20 protein-coding genes and 1 pseudogene are annotated in these 24260 nt (G+C 73.1%); 5 read left to right on the top strand and 16 right to left on the bottom strand.

Annotated features, from left to right (window positions below; all coding sequences use genetic code 11):
• Positions 1-8 precede the first annotated feature (8 nt).
• The 8 genes from SLAV_RS24735 to hrcA all read right to left on the bottom strand — a co-directional run bounded on the left by SLAV_RS24735 (position 9) and on the right by hrcA (position 9178).
• Positions 9-2117: a PhoH family protein gene (locus SLAV_RS24735; protein WP_030226962.1), complete on the bottom strand. Its 2109-nt coding sequence runs from the start codon at positions 2115-2117 to the stop codon at positions 9-11.
• Positions 2118-2243: 126 nt separating this feature from the next.
• The gene (locus SLAV_RS24730; RefSeq protein ID WP_030226960.1) at positions 2244-3344 is read right to left on the bottom strand and encodes a carbohydrate kinase family protein; all 1101 of its coding nucleotides are present in this window, start codon (positions 3342-3344) and stop codon (positions 2244-2246) included.
• 184 nt (positions 3345-3528) lie between these two features.
• Entirely contained in the window at positions 3529-4434 is a 906-nt protein-coding gene (locus tag SLAV_RS24725; RefSeq protein WP_030226957.1) for a ribonuclease Z, read from the bottom strand.
• A 3-nt stretch (positions 4435-4437) separates the two neighbouring features.
• Positions 4438-4797: a histidine triad nucleotide-binding protein gene (locus tag SLAV_RS24720; protein WP_030226955.1), complete on the bottom strand. Its 360-nt coding sequence runs from the start codon at positions 4795-4797 to the stop codon at positions 4438-4440.
• A 250-nt stretch (positions 4798-5047) separates the two neighbouring features.
• The gene (locus tag SLAV_RS24715; protein ID WP_030226954.1) at positions 5048-5791 is read right to left on the bottom strand and encodes a 16S rRNA (uracil(1498)-N(3))-methyltransferase; all 744 of its coding nucleotides are present in this window, start codon (positions 5789-5791) and stop codon (positions 5048-5050) included.
• Positions 5788-6879, bottom strand: a complete 1092-nt coding sequence (locus SLAV_RS24710) for a nitronate monooxygenase (RefSeq protein WP_030226952.1) — start codon at positions 6877-6879, stop codon at positions 5788-5790. Before SLAV_RS24710 ends, SLAV_RS24715 begins: the two co-directional genes overlap by 4 nt.
• Positions 6880-7024: 145 nt before the next feature.
• Positions 7025-8161, bottom strand: a complete 1137-nt coding sequence (dnaJ, locus tag SLAV_RS24705; protein ID WP_030226950.1) for a molecular chaperone DnaJ — start codon at positions 8159-8161, stop codon at positions 7025-7027.
• Entirely contained in the window at positions 8162-9178 is a 1017-nt protein-coding gene (hrcA, locus tag SLAV_RS24700) for a heat-inducible transcriptional repressor HrcA (protein WP_030226948.1), read from the bottom strand.
• Positions 9179-9380: 202 nt separating this feature from the next.
• Here hrcA and SLAV_RS24695 point away from each other — a divergent pair, with 202 nt between their 5' ends.
• Entirely contained in the window at positions 9381-10112 is a 732-nt protein-coding gene (locus SLAV_RS24695) for an MBL fold metallo-hydrolase (RefSeq protein ID WP_030226946.1), read from the top strand.
• Positions 10113-10140: 28 nt separating this feature from the next.
• Positions 10141-10941 (top strand): DUF3097 domain-containing protein, encoded by an 801-nt coding sequence (locus tag SLAV_RS24690; RefSeq protein WP_030226944.1) that lies wholly within the window; start codon positions 10141-10143, stop codon positions 10939-10941.
• A 6-nt stretch (positions 10942-10947) separates the two neighbouring features.
• On the opposite strand, the gene SLAV_RS24685 is transcribed toward SLAV_RS24690, so the two are convergent.
• The 4 genes from SLAV_RS24685 to lepA form a co-directional block, all read right to left on the bottom strand.
• Positions 10948-11502: a Uma2 family endonuclease gene (locus SLAV_RS24685; RefSeq protein ID WP_030226943.1), complete on the bottom strand. Its 555-nt coding sequence runs from the start codon at positions 11500-11502 to the stop codon at positions 10948-10950.
• A 100-nt stretch (positions 11503-11602) separates the two neighbouring features.
• On the bottom strand, positions 11603-12835 hold the full coding sequence (gene hemW / locus SLAV_RS24680; protein WP_030226941.1) for a radical SAM family heme chaperone HemW: 1233 nt from the start codon (positions 12833-12835) through the stop codon (positions 11603-11605).
• A 56-nt stretch (positions 12836-12891) separates the two neighbouring features.
• Positions 12892-14784: an AMP-dependent synthetase/ligase gene (locus SLAV_RS24675; RefSeq protein ID WP_030226938.1), complete on the bottom strand. Its 1893-nt coding sequence runs from the start codon at positions 14782-14784 to the stop codon at positions 12892-12894.
• 291 nt (positions 14785-15075) lie between these two features.
• Positions 15076-16941, bottom strand: coding sequence for a translation elongation factor 4 (gene lepA / locus SLAV_RS24670; protein ID WP_030226936.1), 1866 nt, complete (start codon positions 16939-16941; stop codon positions 15076-15078).
• A gap of 250 nt (positions 16942-17191) precedes the next feature.
• Between lepA and rpsT the strand changes: the two genes are divergently transcribed.
• The gene (gene rpsT, locus SLAV_RS24665) at positions 17192-17458 is read left to right on the top strand and encodes a 30S ribosomal protein S20 (protein WP_030010251.1); all 267 of its coding nucleotides are present in this window, start codon (positions 17192-17194) and stop codon (positions 17456-17458) included.
• A 266-nt stretch (positions 17459-17724) separates the two neighbouring features.
• Entirely contained in the window at positions 17725-18525 is an 801-nt protein-coding gene (locus SLAV_RS24660) for a hypothetical protein (RefSeq protein WP_030226930.1), read from the top strand.
• Between the two features lie 146 nt (positions 18526-18671).
• On the opposite strand, the gene holA is transcribed toward SLAV_RS24660, so the two are convergent.
• A complete protein-coding gene (gene holA / locus SLAV_RS24655; protein WP_030226927.1) occupies positions 18672-19664 on the bottom strand; it encodes a DNA polymerase III subunit delta in 993 nt (330 codons plus the stop codon).
• A 61-nt stretch (positions 19665-19725) separates the two neighbouring features.
• Between holA and SLAV_RS24650 the strand changes: the two genes are divergently transcribed.
• Positions 19726-19968, top strand: coding sequence for a hypothetical protein (locus SLAV_RS24650; RefSeq protein WP_030226925.1), 243 nt, complete (start codon positions 19726-19728; stop codon positions 19966-19968).
• 8 nt (positions 19969-19976) lie between these two features.
• Here SLAV_RS24650 and SLAV_RS24645 read toward each other — a convergent pair whose 3' ends face one another.
• The 3 genes and pseudogenes from SLAV_RS24645 to SLAV_RS24635 all read right to left on the bottom strand — a co-directional run bounded on the left by SLAV_RS24645 (position 19977) and on the right by SLAV_RS24635 (position 24095).
• On the bottom strand, positions 19977-20858 hold the full coding sequence (locus tag SLAV_RS24645) for a YceI family protein (protein WP_030226922.1): 882 nt from the start codon (positions 20856-20858) through the stop codon (positions 19977-19979).
• A gap of 136 nt (positions 20859-20994) precedes the next feature.
• Positions 20995-23373, bottom strand: a pseudogene (locus tag SLAV_RS24640) (ComEC/Rec2 family competence protein); the annotation flags it as partial.
• Entirely contained in the window at positions 23370-24095 is a 726-nt protein-coding gene (locus SLAV_RS24635) for a ComEA family DNA-binding protein (protein ID WP_335341787.1), read from the bottom strand. The gene SLAV_RS24635 and the pseudogene SLAV_RS24640, both read right to left, overlap by 4 nt.
• Between the last annotated feature and the right edge of the window lie 165 nt (positions 24096-24260).

The raw sequence follows: 24260 nt of genomic DNA, 5'->3' as shown, positions 1-24260 counted from the left end.
GCTGAGCTCTACTTCCGCTGGTGGCCGTTCGGGGCCGGATGGGCGTCGTCGTACTTCTCGTACGCGTCGACGATACGGCCGACCAGCTTGTGGCGGACCACATCCTCCGACGTGAGCCGCGAGAAGTGGATGTCCGGCACCCCCTCCAGGATGTCCTGCACCTGCCGCAGCCCGCTGCGGGCCCCGCCGGGCAGGTCGACCTGGGTGATGTCACCCGTGATCACGATCTTGGAGTCGAACCCGAGCCGGGTGAGGAACATCTTCATCTGCTCGGTGGTCGTGTTCTGCGCCTCGTCGAGCACGACGAACGCCTCGTTGAGGGTGTTGTGCGTCAGCAGGTAGTCCTGCGTGACGTACAGCGAATCCTCGGCGGCCACCTGGATGCACACCGCCTCCTCGCGGCCCGCGGGTTCGATGGAGTCGATGAAGCGCATCGGTCGCCCGCCGCCCCCGGCCGCGTGGTAGGCGTCCTGCTTGCGGGGGAGACGGAAGGGCTCGATGCCCTCGGGGAGGCGGATGTCGACGACGTGCGAGTCGTGGCGGTGCACCCCCAGAGCGGTGCCCCGTTCACGCCCCTCGGCCTCCCGGCGCCGGGTGTGGGCCACACCGCCGAGGGACTGGACCAGGGCGATCACGTCGTCCCGCAGGACGATCGACGTGGTCGAGTACCGGATCCGGCAGGTGCGGTCACGCTGGGTGACCGGTCCTCCGTCGGAGTCGAGCAGGCCCTGGAGCACCGCGAGACGGACCTCGGCGGTGTTGAACAGGTAGTCGTCCGGCACGAACTTCGAGTGCGAACGGCTGCCGAGCAGGTCCAATTGCCGCATGACCCCGGTGACCGGGTTCTCCAGGGTGACGACGTCGCCGGGCGACTTCACACTGTTCAGGACGTAGTCGGGGCCGCCCCTGTGGCGCGCCACGATTCCCGGCACGGCCGCCTCCAGGAAGCGGACGAGCTCTTCGTCCTCCGTGGCGAAGGAGGGTGTGGTGGAGCCGATCAGGCAGCCGTCTCCCAGCAGCAGGCCCAGCGCGTACGGGTCCATGGGGACCTCACGCCCGGGGAACTCGACGGGGGCGGTGAGCATCGGCAGCTCGTACCGGCGGGCGTGCGCCGCACGGAGGTTGCCGATCATCTCCTGGGTCTCCAGGACCCGCCACGGCTTGTCGCGGCGCTTGTCGTCACGTGTCCTGACGGTCCACAGGTGCTCTGCGCAGCACAGCGTCCAGGACCCGTCCTGGGCCGTGACGCGGTAGATGTCCTTCTCGCCCTGCGGGTACACCCCCAGGACCGGGGTCGGCTCGCCGTTCGACCCGACGACCAGGTCACCCACCTGGAGATCGCCGATGGGCCGCCAGCCGTCCGGCGTCAGCACGTTCGTGAAGACCGGCTGGGCGCGGCCCCTCATGTACGCCAGGGGCGCCACCTCGATGGTGCCGGCGGCCATGAGACGGGGGATCGAGTCGGGGTCGATCATGTCGTGCAGGGCGTCGTAGAGCGGACGCAGGTACGGGTCGATCTTGTCGAAGAGGGTGCCCGGGAGGAAGCCGAGGCGCTCGCCGGCCTCGACGGCGGGGCGGGTCAGGATGATCCGGCTGACCTGCTTGGACTGCAGCGCCTGGACCGCCTTCGCCATGGCGAGGTAGGTCTTGCCGGTACCGGCGGGGCCGATGCCGAAGACGATCGTGTTCTTGTCGATCGCGTCGACGTACCGCTTCTGGTTGAGGGTCTTGGGACGGATGGTGCGCCCGCGGCTGGAGAGGATGTTCTGGGTGAGCACCTCGGCCGGGGTCTCCGCCTCGCCACCACCGGTGCCGTTCGCCTTGAGCATGGCGATCGAGCGTTCCACTGCGTCCTCCGTCATCGACTGCCCGGTGCGCAGCACGAGCATCATCTCGTCGAACAGGCGCTGGATCAGAGCGACTTCCACCGCCGGTCCGATCGCGCTGACCTGATTGCCCCGAACATGGATGTCGGCCTTCGGGAAAGCCTTTTCGATCACGCGCAGCAGGGCGTCGCCCGATCCGAGCACCGTCACCATCGGGTGCGTCGCCGGTACGGTGAAGTGGGCTCGCGCCTGGCCCGGCGCGGGGGTCTGGGCTGTCGGTGTCTGAGTCATGGGCCGGCACTGTGGCCTGCGCATACCTCCCGCTGAGGGGCCGCGCCGATCGTCGACCTCCGGAGTACCAAGGGTACGTCCACCCCCGGGCATCCCCGAGGGGTTTTCCGGCCCGGCCCCGGACGGCTACTGGACCGGGTGGCGGAAGCCGATGGTGGGCACGGCCCGGCGGCGCGGGGACGGGGCGGCTCCCGGCGGCACGAGGGCGTCGAGGAAGCCGTAGCGGCCGCGCAGGGCCTCCGGGGCGGTGCGCCACCAGTGGGCCACCTCGGGCCATCCCGGGGCCGAGAGGGAGCCGCCGAACTCCTGTACCGACAGGGCGGCGGTCAGACCGGCGAAGGCGAGCCGGTCCGCCAGCGGCCAACCCGCCAGGCTGCCGGTGACGAACCCGGCGACGTACACGTCCCCGGCGCCCGTCGGGTCCAGGGCGTCCACGGTGATCGCGGGGACCTCGGCCGTCTCCCCGGTGCGGCTGTCCACCGCGTACGAGCCCTCCGCCCCCATGGTCACCACCGCGACCGGCACCTTCTCCGCGAGGGCCCGGGCCGCGGCGCGCGGACACTCGGTGCGGGTGTAGCGCATCGCCTCGCCCGCGTTGGGCAGGAAGGCCTCGCAGTGGGACAGGTCGGGCAGGGTCCCCAGGTCCCAGCGGCCGGTGTCGTCCCAGCCCACGTCCGCGAAGATCCGCGAGCCGCGGCGGGCCGCCTCGGCGACCCACCCCTCGCCGGGGCCCGCCGCCAGCGAGGCCACCGCAGCTCGGGCCTTCGGGGGGCACCAGGGGAAGGGGCCCGGGCCGGTGGGGGGCGGGGCCTCGTGGCCGTGGGAGACCATCGTGCGCTCGCCCTCGTAGGCCATCGAGACGGTGACGGGGCTGTGCCAGCCGGGCACGGTCCGCGACATCGACAGGTCGATGCCCTCGCCCTGTTCGAGGGCGTCCCAGCAGTACTCGCCGTAGTGGTCGTCGCCGAACGCGGCGGCCAGCGAGGTCCGCAGGCCGAGCCGGGCCAGGGCGGTGGCCATGTTGGCGACGCCGCCGGGGCTGGAGCCCATGCCGCGCGCCCAGGACTCCGTACCGCGCACGGGGGCCGAGTCGAGTCCGGTGAAGATGATGTCGAGGAAGACCGTGCCGGTCAGGAAGACGTCGCAGCCCGGCTCTTGGGGGTCGCGCAAGGGCCCCAGAGGATCCAGTTTGCCCGGGCGGTTGGTGCGGCTGTCCCGACTGGTCACGGTGTGCTCCCCGTTGAGGTGTCTGAAGTGTCGTTTCTGCTTGCGGGTTCACGGGTGGAAAGCTGCCAGCCCTGCCCGTGACGGGCAGGACCGAAACCCAGTGTGACGCACCTCACTCACAGAACGCTCTTCCCGTCGCGCCGGAACCTCCCGCTCCGGCCGGGCACCGGCGACGGCCGCGGGACTACGGACGCTTCGGCACCGGGACCCGCACCAGGTCCGCCGCGATCGTCAGCTCACCCTCGAAGCCCGCCGCACGGGCCTCGCGTTCGAACTCCGACGGGTCGGAGTACCGCTGGGAGAAGTGCGTCAGCACCAGGTGCCGCACGCCCGCGTCCCGCGCCACCCCGGCCGCCTGGCCGGCGGTCAGGTGCCCGTGGTCGGTGGCCAGCCGGACGTCGGCGTCGAGGAAGGTCGACTCGATGACCAGCATGTCGCAGCCCTCCGCCAGCTCGTCCACCCCGGAGCACAGCCGGGTGTCCATGACGAAGGCGAACCGCTGCCCCGCCCGGTGCTCGCTGACCTGGTCGAGGGTGACCTCGCCGAGGCGTCCCTCGCGCTGGATCCGGCCCACGTCGGGCCCCTTGATTCCGTGCCGGGCGAGCAGCTCCGGCACCATCCGGCGCCCGTCGGGCTCGGTCACCCGGTAGCCGAAGGACTCCACCGGGTGCGAGAGCCGCCGGGCCTCCAGGACGTACGGGGGCCCGTCCGCCAGCGTCCCGTCCCGCTCGACCGGCTCCTCCCGGAGCCGGACGGTCTCCCGGTAGGCGGTCGCGTACCGGAGCCGGTCGAAGAACTTCTGCCCCGAGGCCGGGTAGTGCGCGGTCACGGGGTGCGGGACCTGGTCGAGGTTGATCCGCTGGATCACCCCGGCCAGGCCCAGGCTGTGGTCCCCGTGGAAGTGCGTGACGCAGATCCGGTTGATGTCGTGCGCGGCGACCCCGGCCCGCAGCATCTGGCGCTGCGTGCCCTCGCCCGGGTCGAAGAGGATGCCCTCGCCGTCCCAGCGCAGCAGGTAGCCGTTGTGGTTGCGCTGGCGCGTGGGGACCTGGCTGGCGGTGCCGAGGACCACGAACTCACGTACGGACACGGTCTATCCCGGGGGCCACTGGAGGCCGCGGCCGCCCAGGACGTGGGCGTGCGCGTGGAAGACGGTCTGCCCGGCACCGGCACCGGTGTTGAAGACGATCCGGTAGCCGTGGCCGTCGACCTTCTCGTCGGCGGCGATCCGGCCGGCCTCGCTCAGCACGTCGGCGGCGATTCCGGGCTCGGCGGCCGCGAGGGAGGCGGCGTCGGGGTAGTGGACCTTCGGGATGACCAGGACGTGCGTGGGCGCCTGCGGGTTGATGTCCCGGAAGGCGAAGGTCGTCTCGGTCTCGCGGACCACGGTCGCCGGGATGGTCCCCGCGACGATCTTGCAGAACAGGCAGTCCGCCTGCGGTTCCCCGGCCATGGCTGCGCCTCCCGTGAGGTTGATCGGTCGGGGCATCGTAACCGCCCGCCCCCCACCCCCGGATCGCCCGGCCCCCACCGCACACCGCCCCGGCGCAGGGCCCGGGCCGCCCGTCCCGCCCGGGCCGAGCTCTGCGGGGCACGCCGGGCGAGGCGGCAGGACCAGGGGTGCGAGACGGGCCGAGCGGGCCCGGAAGGCCCGGCAGGGCCCCCACGGCCCGACAGGGGCCCGCAGGCCCGGCGGGGGCGGGCTAGGCCCAGCGGCCCGTGCGGGCCAACAGGACTGCGGTGGCCGCCGTGCCCGCCGTGGACGTGCGCAGTACCGAGCGGCCCAGGCGGTACGGGCGGGCGCCGGCCTGTGCGAAGGCCGCGAGTTCCTCCGGGGAGACCCCGCCCTCGGGGCCGACCACCAGCACCACCGAGCCGGCCACGGGCAGCTCCGCGGTCGCCAGCGCCTCGGAGGCGGCCTCGCGGTCCTCGTGGAGCACCATCGCCAGGTCGGCCGCCGCCAGCAGCGCGGCCACCTGCTTGGTGGACAGCGCCTCGGCCACCTCCGGGAACCGCACCCGGCGCGACTGCTTGCCCGACTCCCGGGCGGTGGCCCGCCACTTGGCCAGGGACTTCGCCCCGCGCTCGCCCCGCCACTGGGTGATGCACCGCGAGGCCTGCCACGGCACGATGGCGTCGACGCCGGTCTCCGTCATCGTCTCGACGGCGACCTCGCCCCGGTCGCCCTTGGGCAGCGCCTGCACCACGGTGATCCGCACGGCGGGCTCGGGCTCCTCCCCGGCCCCCGACACGGAGACGACCAGCCGGTCCTTGCCCTCCGCCGTCTTCACCACGGCGTCGGCCCAGTGACCGCGGCCGTCCGTGAGGACGAGCGCCTCGCCCGGTTCGAGCCGCTTCACCGATACCGCGTGCCGCCCCTCGGGGCCGTCCAGCACGAACTCCGGCCCCGCGGGGACCTCTTCGACCACGAACACGGGGGCCGTCATGACGCTCTCCTCATCTGCAACACCTTCAACGCGCTCTGTGCCTCCGCCAGTTCCGCGGCCAGCACCTCCACCAGCTCCCCGGCCGGCAGCGCCCGCGCCAGCCGGTGTCCCTGCCCGGCCCACAGGGACATGCCCTGCGGGTCCCCGGCCGCGGCGGCGGCCTTGCGCAGCCCCGAGGTCATGTGGTGGATCTGGGGGTAGGCGGAAGGGGCGTACGGCCCGTGCTCCCGCATGAAGCGGTTGACCAGGCCCCGGGCGGGGCGGCCGGTAAAGGCCCGGGTCAGTTCCGTGTGGCCGAACAGCGGGTCCGTCAGCGCCTTCTTGTGCAGGGGGTGCGCCCCGGACTCCGGGCAGACCAGGAAGGCCGTGCCGAGCTGCGCCGCCTCCGCGCCCGCCGCGAGCACCGCCGCGATCTGCGCCCCGCGCATCAGCCCGCCCGAGGCGGTGATCGGCAGGGCCACGGCCTCGCGCACCTGCGCCACCAGGGTGAGCAGGCCGACGGCCGCCGTGCCGTCGGTCTGCGGGTCGTCGCGGAAGGTGCCCTGGTGTCCGCCGGCCTCGACCCCCTGGACGCACAGGGCGTCGGCGCCCGCCTCCTGGGCGGCGCGGGCCTCGTCGACGGAGGTCACGGTGATGACGGTGTGCGTACCGGCGGCGCGCAGGCGCGCGATCACGGTGGGCGCCGGGCAGCCGAAGGCGAAGGAGACGACCGGGACCGGGTCCTCCAGCAGGATCGCCAGCTTGGCCTCGTAGCCGTCGTCGCAGGTGCCGATGATGTCCTCCTCGGCGAGCGAGACCTCGTACCAGCTCGCCTCGCCGGCCAGCTGGCCGCGGTAGGCCTCGACGGCTGCCGGGTCGACGTATCCGGTCTGCGGCAGGAAGAGGTTCACTCCGAAGGGGCGCCGGGTGAGCCCGCGGAGCTGCTTGATCTCCTGGTACATGCCGTCGGCGGTCTTGTAGCCGCCGGCCAGGAAACCGAGCCCGCCGGCCTCGCACACGGCGGCGGCGAGCGGCGGACAGGAGGCGCCGCCCGCCATGGGAGCCTGCACGATCGGGTACCGGGGGAGACCGTTCGGTGCGGAGGACATGGACTGCATCGTGCCACGTCCGGAGCACCGCACCGAATCACGGCAATTCGCCTGGCATAGTCCACTTCCCTCCCGTCGCGGGAGAAACGCGGAGCCCGGTCCGGGGTGTCCCCGGACCGGGCTCGTACGTGCTCTCGCGGGCCGGTCAGCGGCCGTTGAACGCGTCCTTCAGGCGGCTGAACAGCCCCTGCTGGCCGGGGGCGAACTGGCCCATCGGGCGCTCCTCGCCGCGCAGCTTCGCGAGCTGGCGCAGCAGGTCCTCCTGCTGGGGGTCCAGCTTGCCGGGGGTGGTGACCTCGACGTGGACGATCAGGTCGCCGCGCCCGCCGCCGCGCAGGTGCGTGACGCCGCGCCCGTGCAGCGGGATCGCCTGGCCGGACTGGGTGCCGGGCCGGATGTCGATCTCCTCCATGCCGTCCAGCGTCTCCAGCGGGCACTTGGTGCCCAGGGCCGCCGCCGTCATGGGGATGGTGACCGTGCAGTGCAGGTCGTCCCCGCGCCGCTGGAAGGTCGGGTGCGGCAGCTCGTGGATCTCCACGTACAGGTCGCCGGCGGGGCCGCCGCCGGGGCCGACCTCGCCCTCGCCCGCGAGCTGGATCCGGGTGCCGTTCTCGACACCGGCGGGGATCTTGACCGTCAGGCTGCGGCGGGAGCGGACCCGGCCGTCGCCCGCGCACTCGGGGCACGGGGTCGGGACCACGGTGCCGAAGCCCTGGCACTGCGGGCAGGGGCGCGAGGTCATGACCTGGCCCAGGAAGGACCGGGTGACCTGCGAGACCTCACCGCGGCCGCGGCACATGTCACAGGTCTGCGCGGAGGTGCCGGGGGCGGCGCCCTCGCCGGAGCAGGTGGTGCAGACGACGGCCGTGTCGACCTGGATGTCCTTGGTCGTGCCGAAGGCGGCCTCGTCCAGTTCCAGGTCCAGACGGATCATGGCGTCCTGGCCTCGGCGGGTCCGTGAGCGCGGGCCGCGCTGCTGGGACTGGCCGAAGAAGGCGTCCATGATGTCCGAGAAGTTGCCGAAGCCGCCCGCGCCGAAGCCGCCCGCGCCGCCGCCGCCCGAGGAGGACAGCGGGTCGCCGCCGAGGTCGTAGACCTGCTTCTTCTGCGGGTCCGAGAGGACCTCGTAGGCGGCGTTGATCTCCTTGAAGCGCTCTTGCGTCTTCGGATCGGGATTGACGTCCGGGTGCAGCTCGCGCGCGAGCCGCCGGAAGGCCTTCTTGATCTCGTCCTGGGATGCGTCGCGGCGCACGCCGAGTACGGCGTAGTAGTCCGTGGCCACTTACGACTCCGCCAGGATCTGTCCGACGTAACGTGCCACTGCGCGTACCGCTCCCATCGTTCCGGGGTAGTCCATGCGGGTCGGTCCGACCACGCCGAGTTTGGCGACTGCTTCGCCGCCCGAACCGTAGCCGACGGACACGACCGACGTGGAGTTGAGCCCCTCGTAGGCGTTCTCGTGCCCGATCCGTACGGCCATCCCCGACTCCCCTGCCTCGCCCAGCAGCTTGAGGAGCACGACGTGCTCCTCAAGTGCTTCGAGCACCGGCCTGATCGTCAAGGGAAAATCATGTCCGAAGCGAGTGAGGTTGGCGGTGCCGCCGATCATCAGCCGCTCCTCCGCCTCCTCGGCCAGCGTTTCGAGAAGGGTCGCGAGGACGGCCTTGACGGTCGCCCGGTCGTCGATCTCGAACGACTCCGGAAGGTCCTGCACGAGCTGCGGCACGTCGGTGAACCGACGGCCGACGACCCGGCTGTTCAGCCGCGCCCGCAGGTCGGCGAGGGAGGTCTCGCCGAAGGGCGTCTGGGTGTCGACGAGCCGCTGCTCGACCCGCCCGGTGTCCGTGATCAGTACGAGCATCAGCCGGGCCGGGGCCAGCGACAGCAGCTCGACGTGCCGGACGGTGGAGCGGGTCAGCGAGGGGTACTGGACGACGGCGACCTGCCGGGTGAGCTGCGCGAGCAGCCGCACCGTGCGGCCGACCACGTCGTCGAGGTCCACGGCGCCGTCGAGGAAGTTCTGGATGGCCCGCCGCTCGGGCGTCGACAGGGGCTTGACCCCCGCCAGCTTGTCGACGAAGAGGCGGTAGCCCTTGTCGGTGGGGATCCGGCCGGCGCTGGTGTGGGGCTGCGCGATGTAGCCCTCCTCCTCCAGCACGGCCATGTCGTTGCGCACGGTCGCGGGCGAGACCCCGAGGCGGTGGCGCTCGGTGAGGGCCTTGGAGCCGACCGGCTCCTCCGTCCCGACGTAGTCCTGGACGATGGCGCGCAGTACTTCGAGTCTGCGTTCACTGAGCATCGCGCACACCTCCGGATGCGGTCGGTCGTCGGTCGGTCGTCTGTCGTCGGTCGGTCATGGGGTCCGGCCGGCCGGCCCGCCGGCGTCCGCCCCCGGGCCCTGGTTGGCACTCCGAGCGCCCGAGTGCCAGAGATCCCCCGGTCAGTGTACGGCCGGGTGGTACACCCCGGGCAAGGGCGGCCCGCCAGGGTAGCGTCGCCCCATGGACGTACGTTGGGAAGAGGCGGGCTGGGAACGGCTGACCGGGCGGACCGGCCGGCGGCGGCTCCCGGTGTGGGACTGCACGGTGGGACTGGTGGTGGGGGACGAGTCGGTGCTCCTGATCGACCCCGGTTCCTGTGTGCGCGAGGGCGCCCTGGTGCGGGCGGAGGCGGAGCGGCTGACGGGTCGGCGCGTGACCCATATCGCATTCACGCACGGACATTTCGACCATGTGCTGGGTGGCCCGGCCTTCCCGGGTGCCCGGTTCTACGGAGCCGTCGGCCTCGACCGGCTCCTGGCGACCCCCGGCGGCCGTGAGGCGCTGCGCGCGAGCGCGGTCCACCACGGCCTGGACGAGGCGGAGGCGGCCGAGGCGACGGGCCTGCTGCGGGCGCCGGAGCACCTGGTGTCGGGCGAGTGGACGCTGGAGCTGGGCGGCGTACAGGTGCTGCTGGCCAACGTCGGTCCCGCGCACTCGCAGCACGACCTGACGGTCCTGGTGCCGGGCGAGCGCGAGGTGGTGTTCTGCGGGGATCTGGTGGAGGAGTCGGGCGAGCCGCAGGCCGGCTCGGACGCGGTGCCCGGGCAGTGGCCCGCCGCCCTGGACCGCCTGCTCGCGCTGGGCGGGGACGACGCGCTGTACGTGCCGGGTCACGGAGCGGTGGTCGGCGCCGGGTTCGTGCGTGCCCAACGCGACACACTGGCCGACCTGTTCGGCGTGTCGCGGAGCTGACGGCGGCGGCTCTCCTAGTGTCGGCCGGATGCGCGAGTACTCCCCCGACCTGACCCCGCAGTGGAAGCGTGCCAAGGCCGTGCCGGAGGTGGCCGCGGACCCCGATCTGGTGGTCGAGGTGGCGGGCACCGACTTCTGCGGCGCGGTGGTGGCGTGCGAGGCGGGCACCGTGACGCTGGAGGACCGGTTCGGCAGGCGCCGGGTCTTCCCCCTGGAGCCGCGCGGCTTCGTGCTGGACGGCGCCGTGGTGACCCTGACCCGCCCGTCGCGGGCGCCCGCCGCGCCCGCCCGTACGGCATCGGGCTCGCTGGCCGTCCCGGGGGCGCGGGCCCGGGTGGCGCGGGCCGGGCGGATCTACGTGGAGGGCCGCCACGACGCCGAGCTGGTGGAGCGGGTCTGGGGTGACGACCTGCGCATCGAGGGCGTGGTGGTGGAGTACCTGGAGGGGATCGACGACCTCGTGGCCGTGGTGGAGGAGTTCGCCCCGGGGCCGGACGCCCGCCTCGGCGTCCTGGTGGACCATCTGGTGCCGGGGTCGAAGGAGTCCCGGATCGCGGCGTCGGTGACCTCCCCGGACGTGCTGGTGGTGGGTCACCCGTACGTGGACGTCTGGCAGGCGGTGAAGCCGTCCGCGCTGGGCATCCGGGCGTGGCCCGAGGTGCCGCGCGGCCAGGACTGGAAGACGGGCGTCTGCCGGGCCCTGGGCTGGCCGGAGAACACCGGGGCCGCCTGGCAGCACGTCCTGTCCCGCGTCACGTCCTACCGCGACCTGGAGCCGACCCTGCTGGGCCGCGTGGAGGAGCTGATCGACTTCGTCACGGCGCCCTGACCCGGTCTACGGCAGGGTGGCGAACTCCGTGGTGTCGAGCGTGACGCCGAGGACGTCGAGCGGGACCGGCTCACCGAACTTGCTGGTCCGCGCGCCCCGGTAGTCGGCTTCCTCTCCGGCACCGAAAGGCTCGGTGAGCACCACGCACGTGGCCTGGAAGGGGTCGATGATCAGATAGGCGGGAATGCCGCCAGCCGCGTAGATGGAGCGCTTCGTCACGTAGTCGCGCAGCTTGCTGGTCTTGGAGACGACCTCGACCACCATCGCCAGGGCGCCTGCGGGCAGGAGACGGCCCGACGCCGGCGCCGCCTCGCTCGGCAGGACGACGAGGTCCGGCTGCGGCTCCGACGAGTCCCCGGGAATGGCCACGTCCTGCGTCTGGAGCGGGTACCAGCGGTCCATGGGGATCTGCCGCTGCACGAACATGACGATCAGGTTGTGGACCACGTCAGGCCCCGCCATCATCACGATTTCCCCCCTGAGGAGCTCGACCTTGACCCCCTCGGGAGCCTCGAAGCTCTCGAAGTACTCGGTCATCCGGCGATCGTCCACAGCGGTCATCTCCGTGCCCTCCACTTCTGCCGCCGGGGTTGCGACAGAAAGCTACTCACAGGCTAGGCCGCTCCCGCCCGTATCCGCAGCGATTCACTCCGGGGAGTGATCAGTCCACCAGGTCCCGCACCACCGCGTCGGCCAGCAGCCGCCCGCGCAGGGTCAGCACCGCGCGCCCGGCCTCGTACGGGCCGGCTTCCAGCAGGCCGTCGGCCAGGGCCTTCGCGGCGGCCGCCAGGCCCGCCGGGGCCAGCAGTGACAGCGGGACGCCGTCGACGAGGCGCAGCTCCAGCAGGATCCGCTCCACGCGCCGGTCCTCCGCTGACAGCAGCTCGCGCCCCGCGCCGGGGGAACGGCCCTCCGCCAGGGCCGCCGCGTAGGCGCCGGGGTGCTTCACGTTCCACCAGCGCACCCCGCCGACGTGCGAGTGGGCGCCGGGGCCCGCGCCCCACCAGTCGGCCCCGCGCCAGTACAGCTCGTTGTGCAGGCAGCGGCCGGCCTCGGTCGTGGCCCAGTTCGACACCTCGTACCAGGAGTACCCGGCCTCCGCCATGACGGAGTCCGCGATCAGGTACCGGTCGGCGTGGACGTCGTCGTCGGTCATCGGGACCTCGCCGCGGCGGATCCGGCGGGCCAGCTGCGTGCCCTCCTCGACGATCAGGGCGTAGGCGCTGACGTGGTCGGGTCCGGCGCCGATGGCGGCGGCCAGGGAGTCGCGCCAGTCCTGGTCCGTCTCCCCCGGCGTGCCGTAGATCAGGTCCAGGTTGACGTGCTCGAAGCCCGCCGCGCGGGCCTCCGCGACGCAGGCCTCGGGGCGGCCTGGGGTGTGGGTGCGGTCGAGCACCTTCAGGACGTGCTGCTTCGCGCTCTGCATGCCGAAGGAGATCCGGTTGAAGCCGCCCTCGCGCAGCTCCGCGAGGTAGCGCGGGTCCACGGACTCCGGATTGGCCTCGGTGGTGATCTCGGCGTCCTCGGCGAGCCCGAATTCGTCGCGGATCGCCGCGAGCATGCGGACGAGGTCGCGGGCGGGCAGCAGCGTGGGCGTGCCGCCGCCGACGAAGACGGTCCGCACGGCCCGGGGGTCGTCCCCGAGCACCTTGCGGGCCAGGCGGACCTCGTCGATCAGGGTGTCGGCGTAGTTCTCCCGGGAGGCGAGCACCCCGCCGGTCCCCCGCAGCTCGGTGGCCGTGTAGGTGTTGAAGTCGCAGTACCCGCAGCGCGTGGCGCAGTACGGGACGTGCAGGTAGAACCCGAGGGGCCGGTCCCCGGCACCCGCCAGGGCGTGCGACGGCAGCGAGCCGTCTTCGGGCATGGGTTCACCGTCGGGCAGTGCGGAAGGCATGGGCCCATTGTCCCGCACTGCCCCAAGGTCGTTTCCCGCGCCGGTCCGGGCCCTGCTCAGGCCTCCCGGGAGCCCGCGTACATCTCGTCGATGAGGTGCTTGAACTCACGCTCGACCACGGGGCGCTTCAGCTTGAGGCTGGGCGTCAGGTCGCCGTGCTCGACGTCCAGGTCGCGCGGGAGGATCCGGAACTTCTTGATCGTCTGCCAGCGCTGGAGGCCCTCGTTCAGGGTCTGGACGTAGGTCTCGATCAGGCGGTCGGTCTCCGCTGCGGCCAGGACCTCGGCGTACGTCTTGCCCTCCAGGCCGTTCTCGGCGGCCCAGCCGAGGATCGCCGGCTCGTCGAGGGCGATCAGGGCCGAGCAGAAGTTCCGGTCGGCGCCGTGCACGACGATGGTCGACACGTACGGGCAGATCGCCTTGAACTGGCCCTCGATCTCGGCCGGGGCGACGTACTTGCCGCCCGAGGTCTTGATCAGGTCCTTCTTGCGGTCGGTGATGCGCAGGTAGCCGTCGGGCGACAGTTCGCCGATGTCGCCGGTGTGCAGCCAGCCGTCGCTCTCCAGCACCTCGGCGGTCTTGTCGGGCTGCCCGTGGTAGCCCTGCATGATGCCGGGGCCGCGCAGCAGGACCTCGCCGTCGTCGGCGATGCGGACCTCGGTGCCGGGCAGCGGCTTGCCGACGGTGCCGGTGCGGTAGGCCTCGCCGGGGTTGACGAAGGAGGCGGCGCTGGACTCCGTCAGGCCGTAGCCCTCCAGGATGTGGATGCCCGCGCCGGAGAAGAAGTAGCCGATCTCGGGGGCGAGGGCGGAGGCGCCGGAGACGGCGGCCCGCAGCTTGCCGCCGAAGGCCTCGCGGAGCTTGGAGTAGACGAGCGCGTCGGCGATCTTGTGCTTGGTGGCGAGCCCGAAGGGGGCGGTGGCCTGGCCCGTGCGGCGGAAGTTGTCCTGGGTGACCTTGGCGTACTCGCGGGCGACGCCGACCGACCACTGGAAGATCTTGTACTTGGCCCCGCCGCCGGCCCGCGCCTTGGCGGCCACGCCGTTGTAGACCTTCTCGAAGATGCGCGGGACGGCCGCCATGTACGTCGGCTGGACCACCGGCAGGTTCTCGATGATCTTGTCGATCCGGCCGTCGACCGCGGTGACGTGCCCGACCTCGATCTGCCCGGAGGTCAGCACCTTGCCGAACACGTGCGCCAGCGGCAGCCACAGGTACTGGACGTCGTCCGAGTGGATCATGCCCGTGGCCACGGTGGCCTTGGCCATGTACGACCAGTTGTCGTGCGGCAGGCGGACGCCCTTGGGGCGACCGGTGGTGCCGGAGGTGTAGATGAGGGTGGCGAGCTGGTCGGCGGTGATGGCCGCGATCCGCTCCCTGACCGCCTCGGGGTGCTTGGCCAGGTGCTCGTTGCCGCGCGCCTCCAGGTCGGCGAGGGACAGGACCCAGCCCTCGGGGTCGCCCTCGGCGCCGACCGCGTCGGCCGCGTCCAGGACCACCACGTGGGCGAGGTTCGGCAGGCCGGCGCGGCGCTCGCGGGCCTTCGCGAGCTGCTTGGCGTCCTCGGCGATCAGCACCCGGCTCTCGGAGTCCGCGAGGATGAACGAGGACTCCTCGGCGTTGGTGCTGGGGTAGATCGTGGTGACGGCGCCGCCCGCGCACATCACGCCGAGGTCGGACAGGATCCACTCGACCCGGGTGTTGGAGGCGAGCGCGACCCGCTCCTCCGGGCGCAGGCCCAGGGAGATCAGGCCCGCCGCGATGGCGAAGACCCGCTCGGCCGCCTGCCCCCAGCTCAGCGACTTCCAGTCGTCCGGACCGCCCTCGGGGCCGGCGGCGGGCACCGGGAAGCGGTAGGCCTCCGCGTTCGGTGTCGCGGCGACGCGGTCAAGGAAGAGGGCCGCCACGGTGGGCGGGCGGTTCTCGATCAAGGTCTGTGTGTCGCTCACGACATCCTCCGGACCGGTCCACGCGGCAGGGCGTGGGCGTGGGGGTGCTTTGGGACGGGCGGGTTGTGCTGGCACCTTTTTGAAACTGGCGAGTAACCATCGAGCAATGATCAGCGTAGAGGCCGTGCGCCCGGCGCGTAAGAGCCTCCGAGCGGCCGCTTCATAACGAAAAGGGCCCCCATGCGTGCGCATGTGGGCCCATTCGTCCGAGTTGGGGCGAGGGTGGTTCTTGACCCGCCCTTGGCGACCGCTTGACGCGGCCGCCCCCGACCGCTGTCGGTTACCGGCCGGTTACTTCTTCTTGCCGCCGGACTCGTCGCTGGAGAGGACGGCGATGAAGGCCTCCTGCGGGACCTCCACGGAGCCGACCATCTTCATCCGCTTCTTGCCTTCCTTCTGCTTCTCCAGCAGCTTCCGCTTACGGGAGATGTCACCGCCGTAGCACTTGGCGAGGACGTCCTTGCGGATGGCGCGGATGGTCTCGCGGGCGATGACGCGCGAGCCGATGGCCGCCTGGATCGGCACCTCGAACGCCTGCCGCGGGATGAGCTCGCGCAGCTTGGCGACGAGGCGCACGCCGTAGGCGTAGGCGGCGTCCTTGTGCGTGACGGCGGAGAAGGCGTCGACCTTGTCGCCGTGCAGCAGGATGTCGACCTTGACCAGGCTGGAGGACTGCTCGCCGGTGGGCTCGTAGTCCAGCGAGGCGTAGCCGCGCGTCTTGGACTTCAGCTGGTCGAAGAAGTCGAAGACGATCTCCGCGAGGGGGAGGGTGTAGCGGATCTCGACCCGGTCCTCGGAGAGGTAGTCCATGCCGAGCAGGGTGCCGCGGCGGGTCTGGCAGAGCTCCATGATCGCGCCGATGAACTCGCTGGGCGCGAGGATCGTGGCCCGCACGACCGGCTCGAACACGTCCGAGATCTTGCCCTCGGGGAACTCGCTCGGGTTGGTGACGGTGACTTCCTTGCCGTCCTCCAGGACCACCCGGTAGACCACGTTCGGCGCGGTCGCGATCAGGTCGAGGCCGAACTCGCGCTCCAGGCGCTCGCGGACCACGTCCAGGTGGAGCAGGCCGAGGAAGCCGACGCGGAAGCCGAAGCCGAGGGCCGCCGAGGTCTCGGGCTCGTAGACGAGCGCGGCGTCGTTGAGCTGGAGCTTGTCCAGCGCCTCGCGCAGGTCCGGGTAGTCCGAGCCGTCGAGCGGGTACAGGCCGGAGAAGACCATCGGCCGCGGGTCCTTGTAGCCGCCGAGGGCCTCGGTCGCGCCGTTGTGCAGGCTGGTGATGGTGTCACCGACCTTGGACTGACGGACGTCCTTCACGCCGGTGATGATGTAGCCCACCTCGCCGACGCCGAGGCCGTCGGAGGAGGTCATCTCCGGGGAGGAGACGCCGATCTCCAGCAGCTCGTGCGTGGCGCCGGTGGACATCATCCGGATGCGCTCGCGCTTGTTGAGCTGGCCGTCGACGACACGGACGTAGGTCACGACGCCGCGGTACGAGTCGTAGACCGAGTCGAAGATCATCGCGCGGGCCGGGGCGTCCTTGACGCCGACCGGGGCCGGGACGGTGGCGACGACCTTGTCGAGCAGGGCGTCGACGCCGAGACCGGTCTTCGCGGAGACCCGCAGCACGTCCTCGGGCTGGCAGCCGACCAGGTTCGCGAGCTCCTCGGCGAACTTCTCCGGCTGGGCGGCCGGCAGGTCGATCTTGTTGAGGACCGGGACGATCGCGAGGTCGTTCTCCATCGCCAGGTACAGGTTGGCGAGGGTCTGGGCCTCGATGCCCTGGGCGGCGTCCACCAGCAGGATCGTGCCCTCGCAGGCCGCCAGCGAGCGCGAGACCTCGTAGGTGAAGTCGACGTGGCCGGGGGTGTCGATCATGTTCAGGATGTGCGTGCTGCCCTTGCCCGCACCCTCGGTGGGGGCCCAGGGCAGACGGACCGCCTGCGACTTGATCGTGATGCCGCGCTCACGCTCGATGTCCATGCGGTCGAGGTACTGAGCGCGCATCTGCCGCTGGTCGACGACACCGGTGAGCTGGAGCATCCGGTCGGCGAGCGTCGACTTGCCGTGGTCGATGTGCGCGATGATGCAGAAGTTGCGGATCAGCGCCGGGTCGGTACGGCTCGGCTCGGGCACGTGGCTGGGGATCGCGGGCACGCAGTGTCCTGATTCTCGGGGCGCAGTCGGAAGCGGTCTCTTCAGCGAAGGTCGGATCTCGTCGCCTTCGGCTTCGTCGGCGCGATGTCGGATCTGTACGCAGGCTCCCATGGTCCCATGGACGGGGCAGTGCGCTCGGTTTGGGCCGGTCGGAGCGCGCCTGGTAGCCTGGGCAGCTGTGTCTCGTATGCCCTCTCAGCTGTCGGGACACAATCCGAAGATCAAACTCTGAACCTGAAAAGGCTCTTTCGTGGCGAACATCAAGTCCCAGATCAAGCGGAACAAGACCAACGAGAAGGCGCGCCTGCGCAACAAGGCCGTCAAGTCGTCGCTCAAGACCGCGATCCGCAAGGCCCGCGAGGCCGTCCTCGCCGGTGACGTCGAGAAGGCCACCGTGGCTTCCCGCGCCGCCGCGCGTGCGCTCGACAAGGCTGTCTCGAAGGGTGTCATCCACAAGAACGCCGCCGCCAACAAGAAGTCGGCGCTGGCCACCAAGGTTGCCTCCCTCCAGGGCTGAGCTCCTGATGTGAATCGCCGGTAGGGACCCAGCGGGCCCTCTCTTCCGCTCCTTCACCGGCACACCGCGCCGCACGCGGCCTGCGTTCGCCACGCGGGTGCGGCGCAAGCATCTTCACAGCATCACCCCCGGTCACCGACCGGGGTGACCTACGGCCCACCCGGCCCCACCGGGTGGGCCGTCGGCATTTCCGGCCGACCCCCTTCACCGCGCTCCGGCCCTCTGGGACACTGCTGGCGACGTGGCCCCCGGGAGAAGGGCGGACCTTGAACGCCGTGCTCATCGTGCTCGTGGTCCTGGGATTCGGAGCGTTCTGGGCGCTGCGGCGGCTGCGCCTGTACCCGTGCCGCGCGAGCGAATGGCGCTACGCCTTCGCCGCCGCGCACCGCGACCAGCGGGAGGCCCTGCACGGCGCCCGCGTGAACCGGCGGGCCGTGGAGGGCGAGCAGCGGCGGCACCTGGCACGGGCGCGGGAGCACGTCGAGGTGATCGAGCAGCGGGGCCGGCAGCGGGCCCGGACGCTGGAGGCGGAGCGCCGGCGGTTGCTGCGGCCGGGGCGGGGCGCTGCCGTGGGGCCCCGCGTGGGGCAGCTGCGGCTGCACGAGCACGTGCTGGTGTTCATGAAGGAGGCCCCCGAAGGGGAGGAGGCTTCCGCCGGGATCGACGAGGAGCTGCCGCTGGCCGACCTCGCCATCGGCTTCTCGGACGCCCGCGAGCACCTCTTCCTGCACGTCACCCGGCAGGACGGCACCCATCGCACCGCGACGTTCCCGCGGGCCGAACACCGCGAGACGGCGGTCCGGCACTTCCGCGACCGGATCCACAACCAGGTGCTGGCGGAGAGGGCCTTCCGGGAGTCGGCGCGGGAGCGCACCGCCGAGATCGACGCCGAGCTCCAGCAGTTGCAGTCCGACACGGCCGCGCAGCGGGAGCAGGCCCACCTGGAGGCAACGGCCCTCGGCGAGACCCAGCGGGCGGACCCCCGCCTGCTGCGGGCCCTCGCCGACTGGGAGGCGCAGTGCGACGTCTGGCAGAAGCTGACCGGCCGCCGCCCCCGAGACCCCTGACGGCCGGGTCGGATCGGCTCGGCCGGGCCGGGTCGGATCGGCTCGGCCGGGCCGGGTCGGATCGGCTCGGCCGGGCCGAATCGGTCGGCTCCGCCCGGCCCGGTCGGCCCGGTCGGACCGGCGTGGCTCGGTCGGACCGGCTCGGTCTAGCGGCGTTGGGGGCGGGCCGCGCGGGCCACGGCCACGACGGCCTTCTCCAGGGCGTACTCGGGGTCGTCCCCGCCGCCCTTGACCCCCGCGTCGGCCGCGGCCACGGCGCGCAGGGCGTCCGAAACGCCGTCCGCCGACCAGCCCCGCATCTGCTGGCGGACCCGGTCGATCTTCCACGGCGGCATCCCCAGGTCCCGCGCGAGGTCGCCGGGACGGGCACCTCGGGGGGCCGAGGCGAGCTTGCCGATCGCCCGGACCGCCTGGGCCAGCGCACTGGTGATCAGCACCGGCGCCACTCCCGTGGACAGCGACCAGCGCAGGGCCTCCAGGGCCTCGGCGGCCCGCCCCTCCACCGCACGGTCGGCGACCGTGAAGCTGGAGGCCTCGGCCCGGCCGGTGTAGTAGCGGCCGACCACCGCCTCGTCGATGGTGCCCTCGACGTCCGCGCACAGCTGCGCCGCCGCGCTCGCCAGCTCCCGCAGGTCGCTGCCGATCGCGTCGACCAGCGTCTGGCAGGCCTCCGGGGTCGCGGAGCGCCCGAGCGTGCGGAACTCGCCCCGCACGAACGACAGCCGGTCCGCGGCCTTCGTCATCTTCGGGCAGGCGATCTCCCGGGCTCCGGCCTTGCGGGCGGCGTCCAGCAGGCCCTTGCCCTTGACCCCGCCGGCGTGCAGGAGGACCAGGGTGATCTCCTCGTACGGCGCGGCGATGTAGGCCTTGACCTCCTTCACCGTGTCCGCGCCCAGGTCCTGCGCGTTGCGCACGATCAGTACCTTGCGCTCGGAGAACAGCGAGGGGCTCGTCAGCTCCGCCAGCGTGCCCGGCTGGAGCTGATCGGACGTGAGGTCCCGCACATCGGTGTCGGCGTCGGCCGCGCGGGCCGCCGTCACGACGTCCCGCACGGCGCGGTCGAGCAGCAGGTCCTCCTGCCCCACCGCGAGGGTGAGCGGGGCAAGCGGTTCGTCGGTGGAGTTCTTCCTGGTGGCCATCGCCCCCAGCATCCCACGCCGCACCGACAGTCCCCCGCGCCCGGTGCCCGAGAATGTTCGGGTGAACGAGCGACATGTACTGGTCCTGCCCGACCGCGACGCCGCCGAGGAGGTGGCCCGGGAGGTCGTCGACCGCTTCGGCCTGCCCGAGGAACCCCAGCTGGTCCGCGACGCCCTCGCCGGAGAGGACGACGCCGAGGACGCCCAGTGGCTGGTGGTCGTCGAGGACCCGCAGGAACGCCTGGAGGCCGCCTCCCTCGACGAACTCGCCGCCGAGTACGAGGGCTGGCTGGAAGCCCCGTAGGGCGGCCCCTACGCCTTGTGGACGATCTGCACGTCCAGCTCCACTTCCACGCTGGAGCCGATCGCCGCGATCCCCTGCGCCAGGATCGACTGCCAGTTCAGACCGAAGTCCTCGCGGTGCAGTTCGGCCGTGGCACGGCAGGCCGCGCGCGGTTCGCCCTCCAGACCCGTGCCGTTGCCCAGGTACTGGGTGTCGAGGGTCACGGAGCGGCTGACGCCGTGCAGCGTCAGGGCTCCCGCAACCGCCCAGCGGCTGCCGCTGCGGTGGATGAACCGCTCGCTGTAGAACTCGACCGTCGGGTGACGGGCGGCGTCGAGGAAGTCGGCGGAGCGCAGGTGGTCGTCCCGCATCCGCAGACCCGTGTCGATGCTCGCCGCGTCGATGATGACGTGCATGGAGGAGTCCTCCATGCGCTCGGCGATCCGCACCGCTCCGGCGAAGGTGGTGAACCGGCCGTGGATCCTCGCGAAGCCGATGTGCCGGGCCGTGAAACCGATCGAGGAGTGCGTCGGGTCGAGCTCCCAGTGGCCGGGCTGCGGCAGCAGCGGCGGCTCCACCGCGTCCAGGATGATCTCCGCGGTGCCGGGCTGCGCCGGGTCCCCCACCAGCGTCGCCCCGTGGAACGGCGCGTACCCCTCCGCGGTGACCGAGAGCCGGTACTCCCCCTCCGGCACGGCCGCCGCGAAACCGCCGTAGGGGTCGGTCTCCCCGCTGACGACCCGTCGCCCGATCGGGTCGGTGACCTCGAACTTGGCCTGGCGGATGGGCTGGTGGACCGTGTCGAGGACCCTGCAGCTCAACAACCTTGCCGTGGGCGGCAGTGAAAGGGTCGCGGATGTGTGTGAGCCGGCACTCCCGGCTGTCTCCATCCCCCGTCTGCGACCGAACATGGCTGATGCACCCCCGTGCTGTGTGGACTTGGACCGTTCTGGCGAAGACGCATTCGATCATGCTGTCGGGTTGTGGGCAAACAGAGTGGTCGCGCCCGGTATGACCACGCCGGTTCCGGCGCCGTCCGGCTGGAAATGCTCGCATCCCCGAGCCACTTCCGGCGACGGCCACGGAGCCGTCCCGATCCGTGCGCAGCACGGTCGTCCCACGGGCCCTCAGCTGCGCGAGCGTACCCGGTGCGGGGTGTCCGTAGCGGTTGCCCGCGCCGACGGGGACGATCGCGAGTCGTGGCCGGATCCGGTCCTGCAGAACGGGGTCCTGGTGCGCCGATCCGTGGTGGGCCACCTTGAGCACGTCGACCGGGCCCAGTTCCGGATGCGCCCTCAAGAGGGCTTGCTGGGCAGGCGGTTCGAGGTCTCCCGGCAGGAGCAGCGTCAGGCCCGCGGTCCGTACCAGCAGGACCACGCTCGCGTCGTTGGGGCCGTCCGGGGGCGGGCCGGAAGCCGACGGCCAGAGCACCTGCCATTCCAGCGGCCCGGCCCTGCGCCGCTCCCCCGCCGCCGTGGCGACGACGGGCACCCGGGCGGCCGCCGCGGTGCGCCGGACCACGGCCACCTGCGCGGCCGGCTCCTGCAGGGCGGTGGTCTGAATCACACCGACGGAACGGCCCCTCAGCACTCCGGAGAGCCCGCCCACGTGGTCGGCGTGAAAGTGCGTCAGCAGGAGCAGTGGGACGCGATTCACACCCAGGGCGCGCAGACAGGAGTCGACCGGACCGGGCTCCGGGCCGGTGTCCACGACGACGGCCGTACCCGGACCGGCGGAGAGGACGGCGGCGTCCCCCTGCCCCACGGCGCACTGCACGTACGTCCAGTCCGGCGGCGGCCAGCCGGTGAGCACGCGCAGCGGCAGCGGCGGTCGCACCACCGCGACCAGCAGCAGCACCGCCAGGGTGGCCCGGACCCCGCGGCGCCGGCCGTAGCGCGCTCCGAGCCCGACGACGGCGCAGGTGACGACGGCCAGGAGCAGACCCCCGCGGAGCCCGCCGGGCCAGGGCAGTTCCGCCCCCGGCAGCCGGGCCCCGGCCCGCGCCACGGCCGCGATCCACCCGGCCGGGACCCCCGCGCACCAGGCGAGCGCCTTCGCCGCCGGCAGGGACAGCGGGGCCACGGCGAGGACCGCGAAGCCGAGCACCGTGGCCGGCCCCGCCGCCAGCTCCGCCAACAGGTTGCAGGGCACCGCGACGAGGCTCACCCGGGCGGAGAGCACGACCACCACCGGCGCGCACACCGCCTGCGCGGCCGCCGCGGCCCCCAGGGCGTCGGCCGGCCCCGGCCGCATCCCCCGCCGCCGCAGGGCCTCGCCCCACCGGGGCCCGAGGGTGAGCAGCGCCCCGGTGGCCAGCACCGAGAGCAGGAAACCGTAGCTGCGTGCCAGCCACGGGTCGTACAGCACCAGCAGCACCACGGCCGCGGCCAGCGCGGGGATCAGGGACCTGCGCCGCCCGGTGGCCAGGGCGAGCAGGGTCACCGCCCCGCAGGCGGCGGCCCGCAGCACGCTCGGCTCGGGCCGGCACACCACCACGAACGCCAGCGTCAGCGCGGCCCCGCCCAGGGCCGTGGCCCGCAGCGGGAGCCCCAGCCGGGGCGCGAGCCCGCTCCGCTCGGCCTGCTGCGCGCGGGCCGGGGACCCGATGAGCAGGTACAGCACCACGGTCAGGTTGGACCCGGAGACGGCCAGCAGGTGCAGCAGATCGGTGGCCTCGAACGCGGCGTGCAGGTCGGGCGGCACCCGGGAGGTGTCGCCGACCACCAGCCCCGGCAGCAGGGCCCGCGCGTCGGCCGGGAGCCCCTCGGTGGCCTCCCGCAGCCCGGCCCGCAGCCTCCCTGCGAGGCGTTGCGCCGCACCGGGGCCGCCGCTCACCCCGGGCGGGGCGTCGACGGCCGGGCGCAGCAGCGCCACCGCCCGTTCCCCGTCCCGGGCCGGGGCCAGCCGGGCGGCCACCGTCACCCGGGTCGAGGGCTGCAGCGCGGCCCACCCCGGGTGCCCGGCCAGCACCCGCACCGGCGTACCGACCCGGGTCGTCACCCCGTCGGGCCCGGTCACCCGGGTCACCACCGCCTCCAGGGCCACCCCGGGCGGTCCGCTCCCGCCCCGGGTGACGCGGGGGTCCGAGCCGACGGTGAGCTCCACGAGGACCCGGGCGTGCTCCCGGGCCAGCCCGGCGACGGGCCCCGCCCGTGCCTCGGCCCGCTCCAGCCCGGCCACCCCCGCCCCGGCGGCCGCGCACAGCAGCGCGGCGGCCGCGGCCGTACCGACCTGCCACAGCGGCTGCGGCCGGCGGGAGGCCGCCAGCAGCAGCGCCCCCGCCACCGCCACCGCGAGCCCCGCCCCGGCGGCGGTCCATGCCCCGGGCAGCCCGAGCGCGAGGGCGGCCGCACCCCAGGCGGCCACCGCCGGCCCGGCCAGCCGCAGGTCCACCGCCGCGGCCCCGCCCTGTTCCGGGGTGCTCACGGCCGCACCAGCCCGCGCAGGTCGGCGAACCTGCGCTCGCCGATCCCGTCGACCTGCCGGAGGTCCTCGACGGTGCGGAAGCCGCCGCGGGCGGTGCGGAAGTCGACGATGTGCCGGGCGAGCACGGGGCCGACCCCGGGCAGCCCGTCCAACTGCTCGACGGTGGCACTGGCCAGGCTCAGGGGGCCGGGCCCCGGTGGTCCGGCGCCCCCCGGGCTGCCGGGGCCGCCCTGGACCGGTGGCGCGGTGACCCCCACCAGCACCTGCTCGCCGTCCACCAGGATCCGGGCGCGGTTGAGCCCGGTGGTGTCGGTGCCGGGCCGTACTCCCCCGGCGGCGGCCAGCGCGTCCTCCACCCGCGAGCCGCCGGGCAGCCGCCGCACCCCGGGTTCCCGGACCCCACCGCCGATGTCCACCACGATCCGGGCCCCTCCGCCGACGACCGGGGCGCCCGGAGCCGGGGACGGCGCGGACGGCGGGGCGACCACCGCGGGGGCCGTCACCGGCCGCGGCCGCCCGGACCAGTACTGCTGGGCGGCGAATCCGAGCGCCGCGACCAGTACGACGGCGACGGCGGCCACCGTCCGTGGCTCCATCCCGCACCGGGCCTGCACCCACACCGGCATCCGCTCCCGCACCGCCGACCACCGGGCCCCCGCGACGGCCCCCCTCGGCCCGTCCGGCGTACCGAGCCCGGCCACCGCCCCGACGGCCGGCTCCACGGGCCTGACCGGCCCTCCCGGCCTCCCCCGCCCGACGGGCGCCCCGGGCACCGACCGCCCCGCGGCCGCCAGAGGAACTCTTCGCACCCGAGGCACTCCGGGTACCCCGGCCAGGCCGGTCACCTCAGGCCCCACCGCCCCGACCACCGGCGCGACGGGCTCCAC

The organism is Streptomyces lavendulae subsp. lavendulae (genome assembly GCF_002803845.1).
Classification (GTDB): domain Bacteria; phylum Actinomycetota; class Actinomycetes; order Streptomycetales; family Streptomycetaceae; genus Streptomyces; species Streptomyces lavendulae.
The sequence above is the reverse complement of the archived record's forward strand: the minus strand, read 5'-3'. Positions and strand labels throughout refer to the sequence as shown.